The 21,948-nt window shown below is 72.1% G+C and carries 18 protein-coding genes; 5 read left to right on the forward strand and 13 right to left on the reverse strand.

Annotated features, from left to right (window positions below; translation table 11 throughout):
* Position 1: 1 nt before the first annotated feature.
* From HUT12_RS04230 to deoC, 8 genes are all read right to left on the reverse strand, one after another.
* On the reverse strand, positions 2-1,054 hold the full coding sequence (locus HUT12_RS04230) for a DNA primase (RefSeq protein ID WP_131057309.1): 1,053 nt from the start codon (positions 1,052-1,054) through the stop codon (positions 2-4).
* Positions 1,055-1,212: 158 nt separating this feature from the next.
* Positions 1,213-3,033 carry a thiol reductant ABC exporter subunit CydC gene (gene cydC / locus HUT12_RS04235; protein ID WP_176092536.1) on the reverse strand — a complete coding sequence of 607 codons (1,821 nt, stop codon included), beginning with the start codon at positions 3,031-3,033 and terminating at the stop codon, positions 1,213-1,215.
* Positions 3,030-4,700: a thiol reductant ABC exporter subunit CydD gene (gene cydD / locus HUT12_RS04240; RefSeq protein WP_176092537.1), complete on the reverse strand. Its 1,671-nt coding sequence runs from the start codon at positions 4,698-4,700 to the stop codon at positions 3,030-3,032. The genes cydC and cydD overlap by 4 nt, the downstream gene beginning before the upstream one ends.
* Positions 4,701-4,827: 127 nt before the next feature.
* Positions 4,828-5,733, reverse strand: a complete 906-nt coding sequence (locus HUT12_RS04245) for a M56 family metallopeptidase (protein ID WP_131054600.1) — start codon at positions 5,731-5,733, stop codon at positions 4,828-4,830.
* A 10-nt stretch (positions 5,734-5,743) separates the two neighbouring features.
* Positions 5,744-6,244 carry a BlaI/MecI/CopY family transcriptional regulator gene (locus tag HUT12_RS04250; protein WP_176092538.1) on the reverse strand — a complete coding sequence of 167 codons (501 nt, stop codon included), beginning with the start codon at positions 6,242-6,244 and terminating at the stop codon, positions 5,744-5,746.
* Between the two features lie 274 nt (positions 6,245-6,518).
* Positions 6,519-7,343: an aldehyde dehydrogenase family protein gene (locus tag HUT12_RS04255; protein WP_176092539.1), complete on the reverse strand. Its 825-nt coding sequence runs from the start codon at positions 7,341-7,343 to the stop codon at positions 6,519-6,521.
* A complete protein-coding gene (locus tag HUT12_RS04260; RefSeq protein WP_176092540.1) occupies positions 7,336-8,766 on the reverse strand; it encodes an aldehyde dehydrogenase family protein in 1,431 nt (476 codons plus the stop codon). Before HUT12_RS04260 ends, HUT12_RS04255 begins: the two co-directional genes overlap by 8 nt.
* A gap of 5 nt (positions 8,767-8,771) precedes the next feature.
* The gene (deoC, locus tag HUT12_RS04265; protein WP_176092541.1) at positions 8,772-9,731 is read right to left on the reverse strand and encodes a deoxyribose-phosphate aldolase; all 960 of its coding nucleotides are present in this window, start codon (positions 9,729-9,731) and stop codon (positions 8,772-8,774) included.
* Between the two features lie 132 nt (positions 9,732-9,863).
* Here deoC and upp point away from each other — a divergent pair, with 132 nt between their 5' ends.
* Positions 9,864-10,496 (forward strand): uracil phosphoribosyltransferase, encoded by a 633-nt coding sequence (gene upp / locus HUT12_RS04270; RefSeq protein WP_131054595.1) that lies wholly within the window; start codon positions 9,864-9,866, stop codon positions 10,494-10,496.
* Between the two features lie 79 nt (positions 10,497-10,575).
* Positions 10,576-11,250, forward strand: a complete 675-nt coding sequence (locus tag HUT12_RS04275; RefSeq protein ID WP_176092542.1) for a GPP34 family phosphoprotein — start codon at positions 10,576-10,578, stop codon at positions 11,248-11,250.
* Positions 11,251-11,486: 236 nt separating this feature from the next.
* Here the strand turns inward: HUT12_RS04275 and HUT12_RS04280 are convergent, their stop codons facing one another.
* The 4 genes from HUT12_RS04280 to HUT12_RS04295 form a co-directional block, all read right to left on the reverse strand.
* Positions 11,487-11,690, reverse strand: coding sequence for a DUF397 domain-containing protein (locus tag HUT12_RS04280; RefSeq protein WP_176092543.1), 204 nt, complete (start codon positions 11,688-11,690; stop codon positions 11,487-11,489).
* Positions 11,683-12,567, reverse strand: a complete 885-nt coding sequence (locus HUT12_RS04285; RefSeq protein WP_368660227.1) for a helix-turn-helix domain-containing protein — start codon at positions 12,565-12,567, stop codon at positions 11,683-11,685. The genes HUT12_RS04280 and HUT12_RS04285 overlap by 8 nt, the downstream gene beginning before the upstream one ends.
* 215 nt (positions 12,568-12,782) lie before the next feature.
* A complete protein-coding gene (locus HUT12_RS04290) occupies positions 12,783-14,528 on the reverse strand; it encodes a phospho-sugar mutase (protein ID WP_176092545.1) in 1,746 nt (581 codons plus the stop codon).
* A gap of 46 nt (positions 14,529-14,574) precedes the next feature.
* Positions 14,575-16,695 (reverse strand): serine/threonine-protein kinase, encoded by a 2,121-nt coding sequence (locus tag HUT12_RS04295; protein WP_176092546.1) that lies wholly within the window; start codon positions 16,693-16,695, stop codon positions 14,575-14,577.
* A 207-nt stretch (positions 16,696-16,902) separates the two neighbouring features.
* Between HUT12_RS04295 and HUT12_RS04300 the strand changes: the two genes are divergently transcribed.
* On the forward strand, positions 16,903-18,489 hold the full coding sequence (locus HUT12_RS04300) for a methylmalonyl-CoA mutase (RefSeq protein ID WP_131054492.1): 1,587 nt from the start codon (positions 16,903-16,905) through the stop codon (positions 18,487-18,489).
* Between the two features lie 480 nt (positions 18,490-18,969).
* Positions 18,970-20,232, forward strand: a complete 1,263-nt coding sequence (locus HUT12_RS04305; RefSeq protein ID WP_131054493.1) for an amidohydrolase — start codon at positions 18,970-18,972, stop codon at positions 20,230-20,232.
* Here the strand turns inward: HUT12_RS04305 and HUT12_RS04310 are convergent.
* The gene (locus HUT12_RS04310; protein ID WP_176092547.1) at positions 20,189-21,202 is read right to left on the reverse strand and encodes a DUF4349 domain-containing protein; all 1,014 of its coding nucleotides are present in this window, start codon (positions 21,200-21,202) and stop codon (positions 20,189-20,191) included. The genes HUT12_RS04305 and HUT12_RS04310 overlap by 44 nt on opposite strands.
* A 113-nt stretch (positions 21,203-21,315) precedes the next feature.
* On the opposite strand from HUT12_RS04310, the gene HUT12_RS04315 reads away from it, so the two are divergent.
* Positions 21,316-21,948: an MBL fold metallo-hydrolase gene (locus HUT12_RS04315; RefSeq protein ID WP_131057846.1), complete on the forward strand. Its 633-nt coding sequence runs from the start codon at positions 21,316-21,318 to the stop codon at positions 21,946-21,948.

Raw genomic sequence — 21,948 nt, forward strand, 5'->3', positions numbered from 1 at the left:
GTCAGTCGCGCCAGTCCACGACCGCAGAGATCTTTCCGACAATGGTCCGCCAACCCAGACTTGCGGTTTGTGCCCCAATTTTCTTCAGCTTACGTCGACCGAGGAATCCGCCGATGCCGCCCTTGACAGACGCGCGTAGCGCGTCGTCCAGATCGTCGAGGCTGGAGCCGCTGGACAGCATGTCGAGCACGGCGGGCAGGCGCAGCGCGTACGACAGGTCGCGAGCGACCTCGCCCGCCTCGATGAGCAGCGTCGGAGCCCAGCTGTCGTGGCCACCCCGCAGGTTCTCCACTACCAGATCGAGCTCGTAGACGTCCTCCTCGAGCGGGGCGATGTCCGCCGGTTCCACCCGTTCGGACAATTCATTCCAGCTGTCCAGCTGGGACATATCGTTGGGCGCACCGGAACGGACGAAGCTGACCAGGGATTCCGGGGTCTTGAACAGCAGCAGCCGTCCCCGGTGACTCAGGAAGACGGGCACTTCCTCGTCGCCGTCGTCGTCCGCCTTCTCGTCGGCGTCCTCGTCGGCGTCGGAGTCCTTCTTCGAGGTGGACTTGCCCGAGGCGGACTTGCCCGACTCCTCGTCCTTGTCCTGCTTCTCGTCCTCGTCGCTCTCGGCGAACTCCCGGGCGACGTCCTCGTCGAGGATCACGACGTCGTCGTCCTCGTCGTCGGTCTCGACGACCTGCCGACGGGCCAGGAACGGGTCGTCGGCGTCGCGTTCCGCGACGTCGGTCGGGGTCAACTCACGGGCCGGCCGGTAGGCCCGCAGGGTGAAGCCGGTGCCGGCGGGCAGAGCGACCTCGATCGGGTCGATCCGCAGCTCGTCCCAGAGGGCGCGGGACGCCTGGGCCGCCGCGCTGTCCGCCTCCTCGACGTCCGACGACTCGTCGTCGGCCTCCCGCTCGGCGGGGTCCGGCTCGGCGACGGCCTCCGGCTCGGTGGCGTCCGGCTTGGCGGGGCCGGTGGTGTCATCGAGCTCGGGCTCGTCGGCGTCCGGCCGTTGGGGCGACTGGCGGGCCACGGTGACCTCCGTGTGCGTCGGGCTGCCCACTCACCGACTCGATGTCGATGAGTGACTCTGGGCACATACCCTAATGGGCTGCTCTGGGTAATCGGTGCCCGCACCCCGATGGCGGTCCCGACAACCCGTACGCCGCGCCGTCGCCGGCCGGTGCCGGCCGGCCCGGCATCGGTGACGCGCCGCACAGGTCAGGGCCGGTGCGGGCCGGAGAGCGCGAGGTAACCGTGCTCGGCGGCCTGCTGCACCACCCACTGGTCGCGGTACCAGCCCTCGGCGTCGACCAGGTCCGCGTGCGGTCCCCGCTGGACCACCCGCCCGGCGTCGAGCACCAGCACCTCGTCGAGCCCGTCGAGACCGGTGAGTCGATGCGTGATCAGAAGCACCGAATGCCCGGCCGGCGTGGCGGCCAGGGTGGAGGCGAGCACCTCGTCGGCGGAGACCGGGTCGAGACCCTCCGTCGGTTCGTCCAGCACCAGTACGCCGGGCGCGGCGAGCAACGCGCGGGCCAGCGCCAACCGCTGCCGTTGACCACCGGAGAGCTGCCCGCCCTCCTCGCCGACCACGGTGTCCCAGCCCTCCGGTTGCGCCCGTACCCAGTCCGCCAGGCCGGCGGCCTCGGTGGCGGCGGCCAGTGCTGCCTCGTCGGCGTCGGGGCGGCCGAGGAGCAGGTTGTCCCGGACGGTGGCGTGGAAGACGTACGCCTCGGCGAGCAGCCCGCCGACCGCCCTCGGCAGGTCTTCCGGCGGGTACGTCGACACGTCGTGGCCGTCCAGACCCACCCGACCGCTGTCCGGGCGTACCGCACCGGTCAGCACGGCGGCGAGGGTGCTCTTGCCGGCCCCGCTCGGGCCCACCACCGCGATCCGGCGGCCGGGCGGCAGGTCGAGGTCGAACCGGTCGAGCGCGGCGGGCACCCCGGCCCGGTAACGGACCGTGACCTCCTCGAACCGTACCCGGGGGACGTCGCGCCGCTCCGTCGACGGGTTGTCCCGCCCACCGGTCGGCTCCCCGGCAGCGGCCGGTGTGTCGCGGCTCTCGGCGGCCGGCGTCAGCAGCGGGGCGACCCGGGCCAGTCCGGAGCGCAGACCGGTCCACTGCCGGGCGGCACCGACCAGCGCGAGGGCGATCTCCACGGCGGCCAGCGTGCCGACCGCCAACACCCCGATCCACGCGCCGGACACGTCGGTCCGCAGCGCCACGACCACCACGGCACCGGCGGTGAGCCCGGCGACCAGCACCCCGAGGGCGTCGACGGCGAAGCCGCGCGCGGCGAGCCGCCGCTCCAGCCGGGCGAGACGGCGGGCCCGCCCACCGGCGGCGTCGAGCGCGCCGGCGGTGGCACCGAAGGCGGCCAGGTCGGCGGCGCCGTGGGTCAGGTCGACCGCGTCGGTGGCGAGGGCACCGCGCAGTGGTGCCATCTCGGCGGCGGCCCGCCGGGTCAACGCGGTGGCCAGCAGCGGCAGGCCCACGCCTGCGACCAGCAGGCCGACGGCGAGGGTGAGCGCGGCCGGCGGCGAGATCAGTGCGGTCAGGCCGACGGCCACCAGGCTCACCGTCGCCGCGGCGGCGGCCGGGACGAGCACCCGCAGCAGCAGGTCCTGCACCGCCTCCACATCGGAGACCAGACGGCTGAGCGCGTCTCCGGTGCGCGGCGGGGCACCCCGTCGGGCGGCGAGCGTGGCGAACACCCGGGCCCGGACGTCGGTGACGAGCCGGAGCACCGCGTCGTGCCCGGCCAGCCGTTCCGCGTAGCGCAGCACGCCCCGGCTCACCGCGAGCGCCCGCACCGCGACGATCGCCACGGTGAGCCGGTCCAGTTCCGGCCGACCGGCGGCGGTCATCAACAGCCAGGTGGCGGTGGCCATCAGGGCGAGGGCGGCGAACTCGGTGGCCGCCGCGAGCAGTCCCGCTCCGACCAGCCGTCGCAGGTACGGCCGGGCCAACCGGAGTACGGCCGCCTCGGGCGACGAGTCGACACGGCGGGTCGTGGTGGCCGGAGCGGTGCTCATCGGGCCTCCCCGGCCGGTTGCGGGGTCAGCTCGGTGACCCGACCGTCCTCCACCCGCAGGATCCGGTCGGCGTCCTCCAGCAGCGCGGGGCGGTGTGCGACCAGCAGCGCGGTCCGTCCGGTCACCAGTCGACGGGTGGCCGACAGCACCGCCGCCTCGGCGGCGGCGTCCAGGCGGGCGGTCGGTTCGTCGAGCAGCACCACCGGTGCGTCCCGCAGGAACGCCCGGGCCAGCGCCACCCGCTGCCGCTGGCCGCTGGACAGGCCGTGCCCGCGTTCGCCGAGCCCGGTGTCCAAGCCGTCGGGCAGCGCGGCGACCACCTCGTCCAGCGCCGCGTCGCGCACCGCTGCGGTGATCGCCTCCGGCGCGGCGTCTGCGTGGCCGAGGCGGATGTTGTCGGCCAGCGACGCGGCGAACAGGTGGGCCCGCTGCGGCACCCAGGCCACCTGTCGACGCCACTCGTCGGCGTCCGCGCCGGCCAGGTCGACACCGCCGACGGTGACCCGCCCGGTGGTCGGTGTGACGAAGCCGAGCAGCAGCCCGAGCAGGGTGCTCTTACCGGCGCCGCTCGGGCCGATGATCGCCACCCGCTCGCCGGGCCGGATGGTCAGCGACACGTCCCGCAGCGCGGTGGTGCGTTCGTACGCGACCGTCACCGCCTCGAACCGGATCTCGCCGCGCCCGTCGGGCGACGCACCGGAACGGGGTACGGGCGTCGGCGCGGAACCGGAGAGCGTGAGCGCCTCGTCCAGCGCCGTGAGGCCCTCCATGCTGGCGTGGAACCGGCTGCCGGCGGCCCGCAACGGCAGGTACGCCTCCGGGGTGAGCAGCAGCACCAGCAGCGCGGTCTGGAGTGCCAGCCCGCCGTCGAGCAGGCGGAGACCGACCGGGACCGCGACCAGCGCCACCGACAGGGTGGCCACCAGCTCCAGCACCAGGGCGGAGAGGAAGGCGATCCGCAGGGTCTGCATGGTGGCGACCCGGTGCCCGTCGGCCATCCGCCGCACCGCGTCGGTCTGCGCGCGGGCCCGCCCGAACGCCCGCAGTGTGGGCAGCCCGGCCACCATGTCCAGGAAGTGCCCGCCGAGGCGGGACAGCCGCCGCCACTGCCGTTCGGTGGCGGCCTGGGCCTGCCAGCCGAGCAGCGCTCCGAAGATCGGGATGAGCGGCAGGGTCAGCGCGATGATCACCGCCGAACTCCAGTCGGCGAAGACGACCCGACCGAGCACCGCCACCGGCACCGTGACGCTCAGCACGAGCTGCGGCAGGTAACCGGTGAAGTAGGCGTCGAGCGCGTCCAGTCCACGCCCCGCCAGCGTGGCCAACTGTCCGGCCCGCTGGCCGGCGACCCAGCCCGGACCGTGCCGGGCGACCGCGCCCAGCAGATCGGCCCGCAGCGCGGCCTTCACCGTGGCCGCCGCCCGCGCCGAGACCGCGCCCTGCGCCCACACCACCAGCGCGCGGGCCGCGACGGCGGCCACCAGACCGGCCAGCGCGACGCGGTCCAGCCGCCCGGTGAACGCGGTCGCCAGGAGCATCGCCAGGGCGGTCGCCTGCGCCACGACCAGTCCGGCGGCGAGCACCCCGAGCAGCGCGAGCAGCACGAGGTCGCGTCGGGCCGCAGGGACCCGGCGCAGCAGCCGTGGGTCGAAGGGGCGGCGGCTCACCAGGGCACCGGTGCCCGACCGTCGGTCCGTCCCCGGAGAATCCGCCAGCACATCGCCTGGCAGCCTAGTCGGGACGCGCCGAGCGCCCGCGAGCGCGGAGCGGGTACGCGGGACACCACGTCGGTCGTCAGCTCAGGAACAGCGAGATGGGCAGGGCGGCCACGGTGGTGGCCACGGTCAGCGCGGTAGCACCGATCAGCCGGGCGGGGCGTTCCGCGACCATCAGCCGCTGCACCCGTACGTCCAGGTCCCGGTCGCCCAGACCGAGCGTGCCGACCGGCGTGATCCGGTTCTCGGCGGCGGCGAACCGGCGCAGCGCACCGGCCAGCGGAGCCTCCGCGTGCAGCTCCCGAGCCTTGTCGTCGGCACGCATCTCGACCAGCAGCGACACCCGCTCGTGCGCCTCGTGCACCCAGCGCAGCCACGGCAACGCCCGGCACAGCGCGGTGAACGGCATCAGCACCAGATCGTGCCGCTCCTCGGCGTGCGCCCGCTCGTGCGTCAGCACCGCCTCCAGCTCGGCCCGGTCGAGCAGACTCAGCGTGCCGGCGCTGACCACCACCCGGGGCTTCACTCCCGGCAGGCAGTACGCCGCCGCACTCGGATGGTCGAGCACCAGCGCCCCGGGCACGGTGGGGTCCTGCCGGGCCACCAAAGCCAGCAGGTCCCGGTGCCGCCGCTGCGCGCGAACCGTGCCGTGGATGCTGCGTACCGTCGAGGTCAGCAGCACCGCGCCGATGCCGAACCCGACGCCGACCAGCCCCAGGTGCACCGGGCCGACGCCCACCGGAAGCGTGCTGTGCCACAGGTCGTTCGCGAGCGCCAGCAGCGCGCTGCCGGTGCCCCGGTCGTACGCGGCCAGTCCGATCGCGATCGGCAGGCCCACCGCGGAGAGGCCGGCGGCCAGGCCGACCGCCTGCCAGCAGAGGATCGCGACCCGAGGGGTGCGCCAGGTCCAGGTGGAACGGGTGAGTACCTGCGCGATCAGCCAGCAGGCCAGCATCGCGGCGGCGAAGTGCACGGTCTGCGCCACGTCGTCGCCCCTACCGCTCCGCGGTCTCGTCGGCCCGACCCGGCCGGGTCGTCCGGTCCCGTCGGATCGCCTGTTCCGGTGCGGGTGCCTCGACCTGATCGGTCAACGCCGCACCGTCGCCCGGCCCGTCCGGCGTACCCGGGGTCATCCCGGCCTCGGCGGAGAGCGCGGCCCGCAGGACATCGGCCTCGGTGCCCGTCACCGAGCGGGCGAAGCGGACCAGTGCCGCGTCGCGGCTGCCACCCAGGTCCAGGGCGTCGAGCATGATCTGGGCGATGTACGCCTCGCGGCTGGCGGTGGCCCGATAGCGCCAGGCCCGCCCTTCCCGCTCGCGCTGCACCATGCCCTTGCCGGCGAGCCGGTCCAGCACCGTCATCACCGTCGTGTACGCCAACTCGCGCCCGGCCAGCACGTCGGCGACCTCGCGCACCGTCACCCCGTCGGACGCGGCGGGAACCGTGTCCCACAGCACGTCCATCACCGCACGCTCAAGATCCCCCAGCCGAGTCACCCCTGAATCCTACCCCCCGTAGTAGACCCCCCGCCCCGCACCCGCCTCCCACACCCGCCTCCCACACCCGCTCCCCGCACGCCCCGCGAACACCCCCGCAACCGGTGACTCAGCGAAAGGCGGCACCCCGAAGCCGCCACCAGACCTCCGACCGCGCCCAGGTCAGGTTTCCGGGGGGAGCCCACCCGCGCAGGGATCAAGCCTGACCGCCCGGAGCGGGTGGGCTCCCCCCGGAAACCCCCACAGCGAGAAACCACAAGAGCAAGAAAAGGAATCACACCCCCTTGGGATGCCACACCGTCTTCGTCTCCAGCAACGCCGTCATCCGCCCGAGCCCCGGATCAGCCGACCAGTCGTGCCCGGAGCCCACCGGACGGAGTACCCGCTTGAGGTTCTCCGCGGCCTTGATCTCCAGGTCGACCGCCAGGTCCGCGTCGGTGACCCCGGTCAGGTCGATCGCGTTGACGTCCATGTGGGCGGCCAGCGTGGGTACGGTCTCCGGCAGCCGCCCGGTGAGGATGTTGACGACACCGCCGGGCAGGTCGGAGGTGGCGAGCACCTCGGCGAGGGTGATCGCGGCCAGTGGCGCGTCCGGGGAGGCGGCGACCACGACGGTGTTGCCGGTGACGATCGCCGGAGCGATCACGCTGACCAGGCCGAGCAGGGCCGGGCTCTCCGGGGCCACCACGGCGACCACGCCGGTCGGCTCGGGTGCGGAGAGGTTGAAGTAGGGGCCGGCGACCGGGTTCGCGCCGCCGTACACCTGCGGCAGCTTGTCGGACCAGCCCGCGTACCAGACCCAGCGGTCGGTGGCGGCGTCGACTTCGTCGGCGGGTACGCCGAGACCGATGAACTGGTCGCGGCGGCCCTCCAGCATCTCGGCGACGCGGTAGAGGATCTGACCCCGGTTGTACGCGGTCGCTCCGGCCCAGCCCTTCACGGCGGCGCGGGCGGCGACCACGGCGTCCCGGGCGTCCTTGCGGGAGGCCAGCGACACGTTGGAGTCCTGCACGAGATACGACCGTCCCGACTCGCTACGCGGGAACTTCCCGCCGATGAAGAGCTTGTACGTCTTGCGTACCGCGACCCGCTCAGACATTGAGGTACGCCTCCAGCCCGTGCCGGCCGCCCTCGCGACCGTAGCCCGACTCCTTGTAGCCGCCGAACGGCGAGGTGGGGTCGAACTTGTTGAAGGTGTTGGCCCAGACGACTCCGGCGCGCAGCCGGTCGGCCATCCACAGGATGCGGGAACCCTTCTCGGTCCAGATTCCGGCGCTGAGCCCGTACGGCGTGTTGTTGGCCTTCTCCACGGCCTCGGCAGGGGTGCGGAAGGTCAGCACGGACAGCACCGGGCCGAAGATCTCCTCGCGGGCGATCCGGTGGGCCTGGGTGACGCCGGTGAAGATGGTCGGCGCGAACCAGAAGCCACGGTCCGGCAGCTCACACGGCGGTGACCAGCGCTGCGCGCCCTCGGCGGCGCCGGCTTCGGTCAGCTCGTGGATCCGGGCGAGCTGGGCGGCGGAGTTGATGGCACCGACGTCGGTGTTCTTGTCCAGCGGGTCGCCGACGCGCAGCAGCGCCATCCGACGCTTGAGCGATTCCAACACCTGCTCGGCGACGGACTCCTGGACCAGCAGCCGGGATCCGGCGCAGCAGACGTGCCCCTGGTTGAAGAAGATGCCGTTGACGATGCCCTCGACCGCCTGGTCGACGGGGGCGTCGTCGAAGACGATGTTGGCGGCCTTGCCGCCGAGTTCCAGGGTGAGCTTCTTGTCGGTGCCGGCGACGGCGCGGGCGATGGCCCGGCCGACGTCGGTGGAGCCGGTGAACGCCACCTTGTCCACGCCGTCGTGTTCGACCAGGGCCCGGCCGGTCTCCCCGGCGCCGGTGACGATGTTGACCACACCGGCCGGCAGGTCGGCCTGCTGGCAGATCTCGGCGAAGAGCAGCGCGGTCAGCGGGGTGGTCTCGGCGGGCTTGAGCACCACCGTGTTGCCGGCGGCGAGCGCCGGGGCGATCTTCCAGGCCAGCATCAGCAGCGGGAAGTTCCACGGGATGACCTGCGCGGCGACGCCGAGCGGTCGCGGGTTCGCGCCGAACCCGGCGTGCTCCAGCTTGTCCGCCCAGCCCGCGTAGTAGAAGAAGTGCGCGGCGACCAGCGGCAGGTCGACGTCGCGGGACTCCCTGATCGGCTTGCCGTTGTCCAGCGACTCCAGCACGGCCAGCTCACGCGAGCGTTCCTGGATGAGGCGGGCGATCCGGAACAGGTACTTGGCCCGGTCCCGGCCCGGCATCGGACCCCAGACCTTGTCGTACGCCGTCCGCGCGGCCCGGACCGCGCGGTCCACGTCCTGGCTGCCGCCCTCGGCGACCTCGGCGAGTACCTCCTCCGAGGAGGGGCTGATCGACTTGAAGCTGCCGCCGTCGGCCGGGTCGACGAAGGTGCCGTCGATGAACAGGCCGTAGGAGGGCTTGATCTCCACCACCGAGCGCGACTCGGGGGCGGGTGCGTATTCGAACATCGCGTTCAGTCCAGGGTGAAGTAGTCGGGACCGGCGTAGACACCGGTCGTCAGCTTGGTGCGCTGCATGAGCAGGTCGTTGAGCAGGCTGGACGCGCCGAAGCGGAACCAGTCCGGGTCCAGCCAGTCCGGCCCGACGGTCTCGTTGACCATGACCAGGTACTTGACGGCGTCCTTGGTGGTCTTGATGCCGCCGGCCGGCTTCACGCCGACCTGTCGACCGGTGGCGGCGCGGAAGTCGCGGACCGCCTCCAGCATGACCAGCGTCACCGGCAGGGTGGCCGCGACCGGGACCTTGCCGGTGGAGGTCTTGATGAAGTCGCCGCCGGCCAGCATCGCCAGCCAGGAGGCGCGGCGTACGTTGTCGTAGGTGGCCAGTTCGCCGGTTTCCAGGATCACCTTGAGGTGGGCGTCCCCGCAGGCATCCTTGGTCGCCACGATCTCGTCGTACACCTCGGCGTAGCGACCGGCCAGGAACGCGCCCCGGTTGATGACCATGTCGATCTCGTCGGCGCCCGCCTCGACGGCGGCCCGGGTGTCGGCGAGCTTGATCTCCAAGGGCGCCTGACCGGACGGGAACGAGGTCGCCACGCTGGCCAGGTGCACGTTCGAGCCGCGCAGCACCTCGGCCACGTGGGGGACCATCGCGGGATAGACGCAGACCGCGCCGACATGCGGGCAGGAGGGGTCGGCCGGGTCGGGGCGCAGCGCCTTGGCGGCGAGCGCGCGTACCTTGCCGGGGGTGTCCGCGCCTTCGAGCGTGGTGAGGTCGACCATTCGGATCGCGAGGTCGATCGCCTGTGCCTTGGCGGTGGTCTTGATGGAGCGGGTGCCGAGTTGGGCTGCCCGCTGCTCCGCGCCGACCTGGTCCACGCCCGGTAGGCCGTGCAGGAAGGTCCGCAGAGCGGTCTCGGATCGTCCCAGCTCGGAGAGGTCCGACCGGGCCGACGTCGCTGTCGCCGTCATGCGCCGAAGTCTACGCAGGCGGGAGCCACCCGATCTTGATCATGACGGCGGGCGGGTGTCCCGGGTGAGCGACGTCGCTGCTCGGGGCCGGGGCCCGTGCGCCGGGGTCCGGGGCGGGTAGGTTGAGCGATCGTGGACGTACACGTCATTGACCATCCGCTCGCCCAGTCCCGGCTGACCGCCATGCGGGACGAACGGACCGATTCCGCCTCGTTCCGGGCGGCGCTGCACGAACTCACCACCATGCTGGTGTACGAGGCCGCGCGCTCCTTCCCGATCGAGCGGTACCCGGTGCAGACCCCGGTGACCGGCACCGAGGGCACCCGGCTGGCCAACCCGCCGCTGCTGGTGCCGGTGCTGCGGGCCGGTCTCGGCATGGCCGACGCCGCGCTGGGTCTGCTGCCGGAGTCGTCGATGGGCTTCGTCGGGCTGGCTCGGGACGAGGAGACCTTCGAGCCGCGCGCCTACATGGAGTCGCTGCCCCGCGACCTGAGCGGCCTGCCGGTGCTGGTCCTGGACCCGATGCTGGCCACCGGTGGCTCGTTGGAGCACTGCTGCCGGCTGCTGGCCGACCGTGGCTGCACCGACATCACGGTGCTCTGCGTACTCGCCGCACCGGCCGGCATCGCCCGGCTGGAGCGGTCCGGCCTGCCGCTGCGTCTGGTCACCGCGTCGATCGACGACGGCCTCAACGACAGCATGTTCATCGTGCCCGGTCTCGGTGACGCCGGGGACCGCCAGTTCGGCGGCATGCCCCGGTTCTGATCCGTCCTTCGTCGTCCCACGCTCGTGGTGGCGGGTTTGTCGTGCGGGCGGTGGCATCGAGCGGCTACCGTCTCGGGCCATGACTGGTGTTCCGCTCGCCGAGGAACTGCTCCTGCTGGCGTACGACGACGAAACCGGCAAGGCGACCATGCCCCGGATCAGCCTCGACCTGGGCATGGCAGCCGCCGTGTTGATCGAGCTGGCCCTGGCGGGCCGGATCGCGTACGCCGAAGGCGCTCTGACGGTGGTCGACGCGACACCGACGGGCGAGCCGATCACCGACGACGTGCTGTCCCGGATCGCGGCGGACACCCCGCACAGCCCGTCCTCCTGGGTGCAGCGGCTGCGGCACGGTCTGCGCGACAAGGTCCTCGGTGACCTGTGCGCACACGGAGTGGTCCGGGACGTCGACGAGACGGAGATGGGCTTCATCCACGTGCACCGCTACCCGGTGCTGGACCCCTCGGTGGAGGCGGAGACCCGCCAACGGCTCGCCGCCGCGCTGACCGGTGAGGCACCCGACGAGCGGACCGCCGCCCTGGCGACGCTGGTCGCCGTACTCCGGATGGAGTCGGCGCTGGGGGCGACCGGCGAGGACGCCACCGAGGCCCTCCGCCGGTTGGAGGAGATCGCCAGTGGTGCCGGCTTCTCCGGCGAGGTGGGCCTGGAAAGCTCCGTGGTCCGCCCCTCGGTCGGCCTGGTGGTCGCCGCCCTGGGCCGCGCCGTCCAGGCGGCTCTCGGCCCCCGTCGCTGACCCGCCCGCCCCGCCGTCCTCCTGCCCTCGCCGTCGCCCTCCCGGCGCCGTCCTCCTGCCCTGCCGCGTCGTCGCCTTGCCCCGCCGACGTCCTGGGCGCCGATCATGGAGTTGTGGTCGCGAGTTTGTGTTGATACGTCCACATCTGCGGCTGCCACGACTCCATGATCGACGCCGGACGGACGGACGTCGGCCGCCCGACGCCCGACGTGCGGCGCTCGACGTGGGGTGAGGGGTCAGTGGGACAGATGCTCGGTGCGGACGGCGGTGACGAAGGCGGACCAGGCGGTGGGCGTGACGGTGAGGGTCGGGCCGGTCGGGTCCTTGCTGTCGCGGATGCCGACGACGTCGGACAGGTTGTCGGCGACCTCGACGCAGTCGCCGCCGTTGGTGCCGCTGCGGGTGCTGGTGCGCCACGTCGCGCCGGTCAGGTCACTCATAGCACTCTCCCCGGATGGCATCGATGAGCTCCATCGATTCTCTCTCCCCGAGCGCGATGGATTCCAGCCCACGCCAGACCCGTACGTAGGCGGCGATCTCGTGCGGCTGGTCGAGATAGAGCGCGCCGGTGAGCCCTTCGACATAGACGGTGGGCGGTTCGGACGGGCTTCCGAGCAGGGAATCCGGGAAGTCGAGCAGCACGAAAGTGCCCGCCTCGGCGGCGAGTGGCGGGCCGGCGGCGAGCGGCAGGACGCGGATCGAGATGTTGTGCCGTTGGCCGACGGCAAGCAGGTGGCGGAGTTGACCGGCCATCACCGGCCGGTCGGGCACCGGGCGGCGCAGCACCGCCTCGCTCAACATCACGGTCAGTTCCGGAGCGGGTGGAAGGCGCCGGGTCAGTAGTCCCTGCCGCTGGATCCGGAAGTTGACCGCCTTCTTTCGTTCCTCCTCGCCCAATTCGGGCCGGTTGAGAAGAAAGAGCGCGGTGGCGTACTCGGGAGTCTGTAGTAGTCCCGGCACCAGTTCGGCGTTGTAGTGGCGCACGCTACTCGCCACGTTCTCCAGCCCGATGTAGAGCGAGAACCAGGCGGGGATGGACTGGCCGTACGCGTGCCACCATCCCTCGGCCTTGCTGACCTCGGCGAGCCCGACCAGCACGCTCGCCTGGTCGGGTGTGGCCTGGTAAAGCTCGCAGAGCACGCGCACGTCCGGGCCCCTGGCCGGGGAGAGGCCGCGCTCGATCCGCCAGATCTTCTGTCGCGAGCAGTCCAACTGCTCGGCTGCCGCCTCGATGCTGACCCTGGCATCGACCCGCAGTTGGGTGAGCAGCCTGCCGAGCTGTCGTCGCGGGACGGTCGAACCGTTCGTTGCATGCACCGTGCAACACTCCTCAGTTCCAGAATGCAACCAAATTCCACCGTCGAGGAAACGTATTGCGAACTCGTTTCCGCCGGATGCGGAAATGGCGATGGTTGATGGAGTGATGCTATTTGTCGACGCGCAACGCGGGCAAGCGGTAGCGCTCGGTGATTGTGCTCGGGTGTTAGGAGGGGACCCCTACTATGCACGAGGCGTTAATAAGGTGCCCTTCCTTACATCCCTAAAGCCCGCGCAACCTCCAGCCGCAACTCTCCGACGGCGCTCTCCGCGCGAGTACGGGCCGCTGCGACGTCACCGTCGGCGACCTGCTCGACCACCTCCAGGTACGCCTTGAGCTTCGGCTCGGTGCCGGAGGGCCGGATCACCACCCGGGCCGCCCCGGTACGCAGGATGATCACGTCCGCCTCGGGCAGCAGGTCCTGTGCTTCGATGACCGGTTGGCCGAGCAGCGTGTCCGGGGTGGCCGCCCGGATCCGGGCCATCGCGTCGGTGATCAGCCGCAGGTCGTCGACGCGGACCGAGAGTTGATCAGTGTGGTGGACGCCGAACTCGGCGGCCAACTCGTCCAGCCGGTCGGTGAGCCTACGGCCCTGGGTCTTGAGGTCGGCGGCCAACTCGGCCACGGTCAGCGCGGCGGTGATGCCGTCCTTGTCGCGTACGTGGTCGGGGGCGACGCAGTAGCCGAGTGCCTCCTCGTAGCCGAACACCAGCGGCGCGGACCCGTCCCCGGCCCGCACGATCCACTTGAACCCGGTCAGCGTCTCGCCGTACGGCAGGTTCCGGGCGGTGCACATCGCCCGCAGCAGCGACGACGAGACGATGGTGGTGGCGTACAGGCCGGTCACGCCGCGCCGCATCAGGTGGTCGGCGAGGAGCACCCCGACCTCGTCACCCCGCAGCATCCGCCAGCCCGCACCGCCCGCACCGCCCGCACCGCCCGCACCGCCCGCTGGGCCGCTCGGCCCACCCGTGACGGGGGCAGAGGGCGCGCCGCCCGGAGTCCGGACCGCTACGGCGCAGCGGTCGGCGTCGGGGTCGTTGGCGATGGCGAGATCCGCGCCGGTGGTGTCGGCGAGCGCGACCAGCAGGTCCACCGCGCCCGGTTCCTCCGGGTTGGGGAAGCTGACCGTCGGGAAGTCGGCGTCCGGTTCGGCCTGCTCCGGGACCACGCCGGGCACCGGGAAACCGGCGGCGGCGAAGGCGGCGGTGAGGACCGCCGCGCCGACGCCGTGCAGCGGCGTGTACGCCACCGTCAGGTCGCGGGATCCGCCGGGCGACACCACCTGCACCGCCCGTGCCACGTACGCGGCCACCAGGTCGTCACCGAGCACCTCGCCCCCGGGACCGAGTGGCACCCGGCTCAGCGGGCCGACCGCCCGGATGGCGGCCTCGATGCCGGTGTCGGCCGGCGGCACGATCTGCGCCCCGGCGCCGGACTCCCCGCCCAGCTCGGCACCGAGATAGACCTTGTAACCGTTGTCCTGCGGCGGGTTGTGGCTCGCCGTCACCATCACCCCGGCGACCGCACCCAGTTGCCGCACCGCGTACGCGAGCACCGGAGTGGGCAGCGGGCGGGGGAGCAGCAGGGCCGGGCGACCCGCACCGGTGGCCACCCGGGCGGTCTGCTCGGCGAACGCGCGGGAGCCGCGCCGGGCGTCGTACCCGATGACCAGCGGGCCGGTGCCGCCCTCGGCGGCGAGCCAGGCGACCAGCCCGGCGGCGGCCTGGGTGACCACGGCGAGGTTCATGCCGTTGGGACCGGCGCGCAGCGGGCCGCGCAGCCCGGCGGTGCCGAAGGTCAGCGGCCCGGCGAAGCGGTCCGCCAGTTCGGCGGCGCTGTCCGGCAGGCGGTCGAGCACCGCCCGCAGTTCCGCCTGGTCGGCCGGGTCGGGGTCGTCGGCGAGCCAGCGCTGGGCTTGCTCGCGGATGGTGTCGATGTCAGTGGTCTCCGCCGCCATTGCCTCTTGATAGCACGGCGGCGGATCACCGTGGACGTCTCCCCGGTCAGCCGGCGGAGGTGAGCTGGAACGACTTGAGCATCTCGTCGTAGATCGGCTTGCTCTCGTCGAACCGGGCGTCGCTGACGGTCAGATAGAAGGAGTAGATCCGGCCCTCGTGGGCCACCCCGTGCCAGACGCCGTGCCGCATGGCCTCGCCGTCACCGCAGGTGTACTCGAACTCGGCCGACGGCTTGCCGGCCAGTTCCTTGTCCGCCATCGAGATCTGCGTGTACGGCTTGGCGCAGGAGTTGGACCGCGTCCTGAGGTTGTTCTCCGCGCTCTGCGCCCAGCGGGTCGAGCTGCCGGCCCACTTCTCGTTGAGGATGCGGACCCGGCGACCGCTGTCGTCCGGGTCGGTGTAGTCGATGTAGACGGCCCCGGCCGGGGCGGTCCGCTTCCAGCCCTTCGGCACCAGCATCTGCACGCCGCGCGCCGAGTGCTCCTGCATCTCGACCGGGTCCCCCTCGCCCGAGGAGTTGCCGGGCCCGGCGACCGGGTCGGTGACGGGCGGGTCGCCGCCGCCGGAGAGCGCCACCACGCTGATCAGCAGGACCAGCACCAGGCCACCGGCCGCCGCGAGCTGGACCTTGCGCGGCCAGCCCTTCACGGTCTCGACCGCGCGGGTCCCCGTGGCCTTGGCCTTGTCGAGTGGGCTGCCGCCACCACCGGCGGGCGGTGCTGGTGCGCCGTACGGCTGGCGGGGCGCGGCGGGCCAGCGACCGCCGTAGTCGCCGCCGAGTTGTTGGGTGGCCTCCGGCCGGGCACCGAACCCGTACGCCCCGGCACCGATGTGCTGGGTCGCGTCCGCGCCGATGCGCTGGGTGGCGTTCGCGCCGATGTGCTGGGTGGCGTCGGCCCCGATGCGTTGGGTGGCGTCCGCACCACCGATCCGCTGGGTGGCTTCCGCGCCGCCGATGCGCTGGGTCGCCTCGGCCCCGCCGCCGTAGGTGCGGCCGGCGGACGAGGCGGCGTTCTGCTGACCCGGGCGGGCCAGCGCGTCGGCGCTGGTGTCCTCCATCGCGGCGGCACTGGCGGCGGTGGCCTTGCCGGGCCGCTCACCCCGGCTGAGGGCGGCCAGCCGGTCGGTCAGCGACTCACCGGGGGCGAGCATCGCCGGGCCGCCGATCTCGGCGGACGGCGTGGACTTCTTCGCCGGGGCGGCCGGCGCGGTGATCGGCGCGGACTGCTGCGGCATCCGCACCACGGAGTAGGGGTCGGTCATCGAGTTGACCGCGGACGCGGTGCTGCTCAGCGGGCCGGCGAGCAGTTCGCGGAGCATGGCGCGGGCGGTGTGCACGTCGAGTCGACGGGCCGGGTCCTTCTCCAACAGGCCCATCAGCACCCGGGTCAGCGGGCCGCTGCGCTGCGGCGGGGCCGGCGGGTCCTCGACCACCGCGTGCATGGTCTCGATCGGGTCGCCCCGGTCGAAGGGCGGTCGGCCCTCCACGGCGGTGTAGAGGGTCACGCCGAGGGAGAAGAGGTCGCTGGGCGGGCCGAACTCCTGGCCCATGGCCCGCTCGGGCGAGATGAAGTGCGGCGAGCCCAGCACCATCCCCGGCGTGGTGAGCTGCACGTCGGTGGGCATCCGGGCGACACCGAAGTCGGTCAGCACGCAGCGACCGTCGGAGCAGATCAGCACGTTGGCCGGCTTGACGTCGCGGTGCAGCACCCCGATGGCGTGAGCCACCTCCAGCGCGCCGAGCAGCGCGATGCCGATCTTGGCGACCACCCGCTGGGCGATCGGCCCGTCCTCGATCACCATGTCGGCGAGGCTGCGGGCGTCCAGCAGCTCCATCACGATCCACGGGCGTCCGGCCTCGGTGACCACGTCGTACACCTGGACCACCGCCGGGTGGGCGATGGCGGCTGCCGCGCGGGCCTCGCGCAGGGTGCGTTCGTACATCGCGTCGCGGTCGCTGGGCGCCAGGCCGGGCGGTAGGACGACCTCCTTGACCGCCACGTCGCGCCGCAGAAGTGTGTCTGTGGCCCGCCAGACCGTGCCCATGCCACCGTTGCCCACCGTGGAACGCAACGAGTACCGGTCACCGATGACGGTGCCGGGTGTCGCGCGGCCGTTGGTAGGGATGCTGACTGGTCCGCCGCTCCACGTCGGGATCTGAGTCACAGAAAAGCCACCGGGGGAAGTCGAGGGGGCTGGGACACAACCTCTCTATCTTGCTGGTTCAGACGCCCGATGCGAAACCCGGCGCGGCGGACGTTTACCGACCGGAACGGTACGTGTGCATGTCCTCACGTCGAGTGTCGGCGTCGGGCGGCTCAGTGTGCGCTATCCCTCACCCTGTGACCAGCACATTCGTCCTACCATCCGGTGATGAGCGAACGGCGGCGGTCAAGCGAGTCCGGCTTCCCGATCGAGGGCGTCTACACGGCGGAGCACCTGCCGGGTGACCTGGACTCCCGGCTGGGCGCTCCCGGCGAGTACCCGTACACCCGTGGGGTCTATCCCACCATGTACACCTCCCGCCCGTGGACCATGCGTCAGTACGCCGGCTTCGGCACCGCCACGGAGTCCAACGCGCGGTACCACCAGTTGTTGCGGGCCGGCACCATGGGCCTCTCCGTCGCCTTCGACCTGCCCACCCAGATGGGGTACGACTCCGACGACCCGATCGCCTCCGGCGAGGTCGGCAAGGTCGGGGTCGCCATCGACTCCATCGAGGACATGCGGCTGCTCTTCGACGGCATCCCGCTGGACAAGGTCTCCACCTCGATGACGATCAACGCGCCGGGCTCGGTGCTGCTGCTGCTCTACCAGCTCGTCGCCGAGGAGAACGGGGTGCCGGGCGCCGCGCTCAACGGCACCATCCAGAACGACATCCTCAAGGAGTACATCGCGCGGGGCACCTACATCTTCCCGCCGAAGCCGTCGTTGCGGCTGGTCGCCGACACGTTCGGCTACTGCCGGACCGAGGTGCCGAAGTGGAACACTATCTCGATCTCGGGCTACCACATGGCCGAGGCCGGTGCCTCCCCGGTGCAGGAGATCGCCTTCACGCTGGCCAACGGCGTCGAGTACGTCCGCGCCGCGATCGCCGCCGGGCTGGCCGTGGACGACTTCGCGCCCCGGCTGTCGTTCTTCTTCGTCGCCCGCACCACGCTGCTGGAGGAGGTGGCGAAGTTCCGGGCGGCCCGGCGGATCTGGGCCCGCCTCATGCGCGACGAGTTCGGGGCGAAGAACCCGAAGTCGCTGATGCTCCGCTTCCACACCCAGACCGCGGGCGTGCAGTTGACCGCCCAGCAGCCCGAGGTGAACCTGGTCCGGGTCGCGGTGCAGGGGCTGGGCGCGGTGCTCGGCGGCACGCAGTCGCTGCACACCAACAGCTTCGACGAGGCGATCGCGCTGCCCACCGAGAAGGCGGCCCGGTTGGCGCTGCGGACCCAGCAGGTGCTCGCGTACGAGACGGACCTGACCGCCACGGTGGACCCGTTCGCCGGGTCGTACGTGGTGGAGGCGATGACCGCCGAGATCGAGGCGGCGGCGGACGCGCTGATGGGCCGCGTCTTCGAGTTCGGGTCGTCGGTGGAGGCCATCGAGGCGGGCTTCCAGAAGCGCGAGATCGAGCAGTCCGCGTACCAGATCGCACAGGAGATCGACTCGGGTGAGCGGGTGGTGGTCGGGCTCAACCGCTTCACCATCGACGCCGAGGAGCCGTACGAGCCGCTGCGGGTCGACCCGGCCATCGAGGCGGCGCAGGGCGAGCGGCTCGCCAAGCTGCGGGCCGGGCGGGACGGCGCGGTCGTCGAGCGGGCACTGGCCGAGTTGCGGGAGGCCGCCTCGGGCACCGGCAACGTGCTCTACCCGATGAAGGCCGCCCTGCGCGAGCGGGCCACCGTCGGCGAGGTGTGTGGGGCGCTGCGCGAGGTGTGGGGCGTCTACCGCCCGACCGACCGCTTCTGAGCCGTTCTCGGCACTCTTCCGGTCGCTTCTCGCCACTCTTCCGGTCGCTGTACGTGTCGACGCGGCCGTCTCCGGGTATCCCGTCCGAATGATCTCGTTGACGCACACCCTGTGCGGTCGAGGACTGTCCGGACGTGTGAACGTCCACCGGTGCCGATCGCCGTGGGTGGTCGGGTAATTGTCGTACCGTCAGTTCATCGCGCCGACTAATGCGACAATTCGGAACGACGGGCGACGAGTTTCGACAAGATTCTCCGCCCGCATCCCCGATTACGCGTTGTAGGAGGTGGGGGGCGGATGGCAGCGTACGAACGCGATCTACCTGCTGTCCCACCCGTCCACGGGCACTCCAAGCAGGGCATACGTGACGCTGTGCGGTCCGACCATCACCGGAACGAGGTTGCGCAGAGTTACCTTCAGGGGTCTACGCTGTCTGCTGTCCCCGATGATCCATCCATTTCTAGTGATCGAGAATTCGACGTGACGAGTGCGTTGACCATGCCGACCGGCGAGCAATTGGCGTCGTCCTGGCCCGAGGCGCCACCGACCGGTGGCCAGCCCCTGCCGTCCGAGCTGGACCACCTGCTCGCCCTCCGGGTACCGGGCCTTATCGCCACGCGCCGTCACATTCACGCGCATCCGGAGCTGTCCGGTTCGGAGTTCGACACCGCCGCCCTGATCGCCCGGGAACTCACCCTGGCCGGGCTCAGCCCCCGCATGCTGCCGAAGGGCAACGGGGTCATCTGCGACGTGAACGGCCGCCCCGACGGGCCGGTGATCGCGCTGCGCGCCGACATCGACGCGCTGCCGCTGACCGACGTCAAGGACGTGCCGTACCGCTCCACCGTGGACGGGGTCTGCCACGCCTGCGGGCACGACGTGCACACCACGATCCTGCTCGGTGTCGGCATGCTGCTCGCCCAACTCGCCGACCTGGGCGAGCTGCCCGGCCGGGTCCGGTTGATCTTCCAGCCGGCCGAGGAGATCCTGCCCTGCGGATCGCTCGAAGTGATCGAGGCGGGCGGACTGGACGACGTGGTGCAGATCTTCGCGCTGCACTGCGACCCGAACCAGCCGGTCGGCAAGGTCGGCCTGCGGGTCGGGCCGATCACCGCCGCCGCCGACAACGTGACCGTCCGGCTCACCGGGCCGGGCGGGCACACCGCCCGCCCGCACCTGACCGTCGACCTGGTCGACGCGCTCGGCCGGCTGATCACCGAGGTGCCCGCGCTGATCAGCCGCCGGGTGCCGGCCAACAGCGGGCTGCTGCTGGTCTTCGGTCACGCCTCCGCCGGCACCCGTTACAACGTCATCCCCTCCGAGGCGTCCGCCTCCGGCACGCTGCGGGTGATGGACCGGGACGCCTGGGAACAGGCCCCGAAGATCGTCACCCAGGTGGTCCGGGACGTGATCGCCCCCACCGGGGCCACGGTCGACCTGGAGTACCTGCGGGGCCGCCCGCCGGTCTGCAACGACGCGGCGGCGATCAACGTGCTGACCTCGGCCACCGTCGCCGCGCTCGGCCCGGAGGGCGTCGCCGAGACCCCGCAGAGCATGGGCGGCGAGGACTTCTCCTGGTATCTGGAGTACGTCCCCGGCGCGCTGGCCCGGCTCGGGGTCGGCCGCTCCGGGCCGAACGTGGACCTGCACCGGGCGTCGTTCGACGTGGACGAACGGTGCATCCCGGCGGGCGTACGACTCATGGTGCAGACCGCGCTCCAGGCACTGGCGGCGGTTCGCTGACCGACGACGACCCGAGGTTCACCCCGGGCGGTGGCGGCGTGCCGATCGGCGCGACCAGCACCGGCTCGGGGCGGACCCGGCGGCGTCGGCGGTGGCTCCACCACCAGAGCGCGCCCAGCGGTACGCCGAGGACCAGCAGCCAGGGCAGCACCGCGCCGAGCACGGTGAGCAGGACGGTCATCGAGGCGAGAAAGACCGTCCAGCCCCCGCTCAGCCCGGCCAGGAAGCCGATCTCCCGCTCCTCGTCGGCGGTGCTGGCGTCCGGCCCCACCAGCGTCACGGTGATCGTGGAGAGCGCGGTCAGATCGGCGAGCCGCCGCTTCTTCGCCTCCAGCGAGGCGAGGTCGGCCTCCCGTCGGGCCAGCTCGTTCTCCAGGCTGACCAGGTCGGCGATCGAGTCGGCCCGGTCGAGCAGCCGGCGACCGCTCTCCACCCGGGCCCGCTGGGTGGCGATGCGCGCATCGAGGTCGACGGTCTCCTCGGTGACGTCCTCGGTGTCGATCTGCCGGCGTTCCTGCCGACCGAGACCGGCCAACTCCTCGACCACCGGATAGAACCGGTCCGCCGGCACGCGCAGGGTCAGTTCCGCGACCGCGTCCGCGTCCGAGCTGCGGCGCTGGTCGCCGCCGACGAAGCCACCCACCCGGGTGGCCGCACCGGTCGCCGCCCGTGCCGCGGCCTCCACGTCGTCCACCTGCACCCGGATGGATCCGGTGTAGACGATGGACCGCTGGTCGACCCGGGTGTCCGCCGCCGCGCCGGCACCGCCCCGCTGATCCGCCGGACCGGGCCGCTCGCCCGCCGGACCGGCGCCGTCCGCCGCCTGCGGCGCGGCGGCCCGGCCCGCCTCGTCGGAGGTCGCCGCGCTGTCGCCGCCGCTGTCGCCACTGCCGCAGCCGGTCACCACCAGCAGCATGACCAGCGCAGTCAGTCCCGTCGCCGCGTGCCGGCGGGCTCTTGTCGGAGTCATCGATGTTCCCTTCTTCGACCCTGAGCGGGTGATAGCTCGGACGTCGAGCGCTGCCTCCCCGGTTCCGGCAGACTGCGCTCAGGACGTCACGATTCGATATGGGAGGCATCACGATGCGGATCACCAAGTACGCCCACTCGTGCCTGCGGGTCGAGCACGACGGGGGAGTGCTGGTCGTCGATCCGGGTGTGTTCAGCGAGGCCGCCGTGGCACTGGACGGGGCCGACGCGGTCCTGATCACCCACGAGCACCAGGACCACGTGGACGCCGAGGCGATCAACCGGCAACTGGCCCGGCGGCCGTTCACCATCCACGGACCGGCCTCGGTGGCCGGACCGCTCGGCGACGCGGCCGAGGCGCTGCGCCCGGTCGCCCCCGGAGACACGTTCACCGCCGCCGGTGTCCCGGTCCGCGCCTACGGCGGTCGGCACGCGGTCATCCACCCGGACATCCCGCTCGTCGACAACCTCGGCTACCTGCTGGACGAGGTGGTCTACCACCCCGGCGACGCGCTGTTCGTGCCGGACGACATCCAGGTCGACACGCTCTTCGCCCCGATTCACGCGCCCTGGTCGAAGTTCTCCGAGGTGGTCGACTTCATCCGGGCGGTGGCACCGCGCCGGGTCTACGCGCTGCACGACGCCCTGCTCAACACCAACGGCCTCGCGGTGCTCGACCGGCAGTACACCGCCCTGTCCGGCAGCGAGTACCGACGGCTGGAGCCGGGCAGCCGGCTCGACGGCTGA

The organism is Verrucosispora sp. NA02020 (assembly GCF_013364215.1).
Lineage (GTDB): Bacteria > Actinomycetota > Actinomycetes > Mycobacteriales > Micromonosporaceae > Micromonospora.

What these genes read in the sequence shown, in the direction of transcription:
- cydC (WP_176092536.1), bottom strand. Translation starts at nt 3,033, where the DNA reads ATGAGCACCGCTCCGGCCACCACGACCCGCCGTGTCGACTCGTCGCCC.
- HUT12_RS04280 (WP_176092543.1), bottom strand. Translation starts at nt 11,690, where the DNA reads ATGAGTGACCTGACCGGCGCGACGTGGCGCACCAGCACCCGCAGCGGC.
- HUT12_RS04300 (WP_131054492.1), top strand. Translation starts at nt 16,903, where the DNA reads ATGAGCGAACGGCGGCGGTCAAGCGAGTCCGGCTTCCCGATCGAGGGC.
- HUT12_RS04315 (WP_131057846.1), top strand. Translation starts at nt 21,316, where the DNA reads ATGCGGATCACCAAGTACGCCCACTCGTGCCTGCGGGTCGAGCACGAC.
- HUT12_RS04260 (WP_176092540.1), bottom strand. Translation starts at nt 8,766, where the DNA reads ATGTTCGAATACGCACCCGCCCCCGAGTCGCGCTCGGTGGTGGAGATC.
- HUT12_RS04310 (WP_176092547.1), bottom strand. Translation starts at nt 21,202, where the DNA reads ATGACTCCGACAAGAGCCCGCCGGCACGCGGCGACGGGACTGACTGCG.
- HUT12_RS04290 (WP_176092545.1), bottom strand. Translation starts at nt 14,528, where the DNA reads ATGGCGGCGGAGACCACTGACATCGACACCATCCGCGAGCAAGCCCAG.
- deoC (WP_176092541.1), bottom strand. Translation starts at nt 9,731, where the DNA reads ATGACGGCGACAGCGACGTCGGCCCGGTCGGACCTCTCCGAGCTGGGA.
- HUT12_RS04255 (WP_176092539.1), bottom strand. Translation starts at nt 7,343, where the DNA reads ATGTCTGAGCGGGTCGCGGTACGCAAGACGTACAAGCTCTTCATCGGC.
- HUT12_RS04275 (WP_176092542.1), top strand. Translation starts at nt 10,576, where the DNA reads ATGACTGGTGTTCCGCTCGCCGAGGAACTGCTCCTGCTGGCGTACGAC.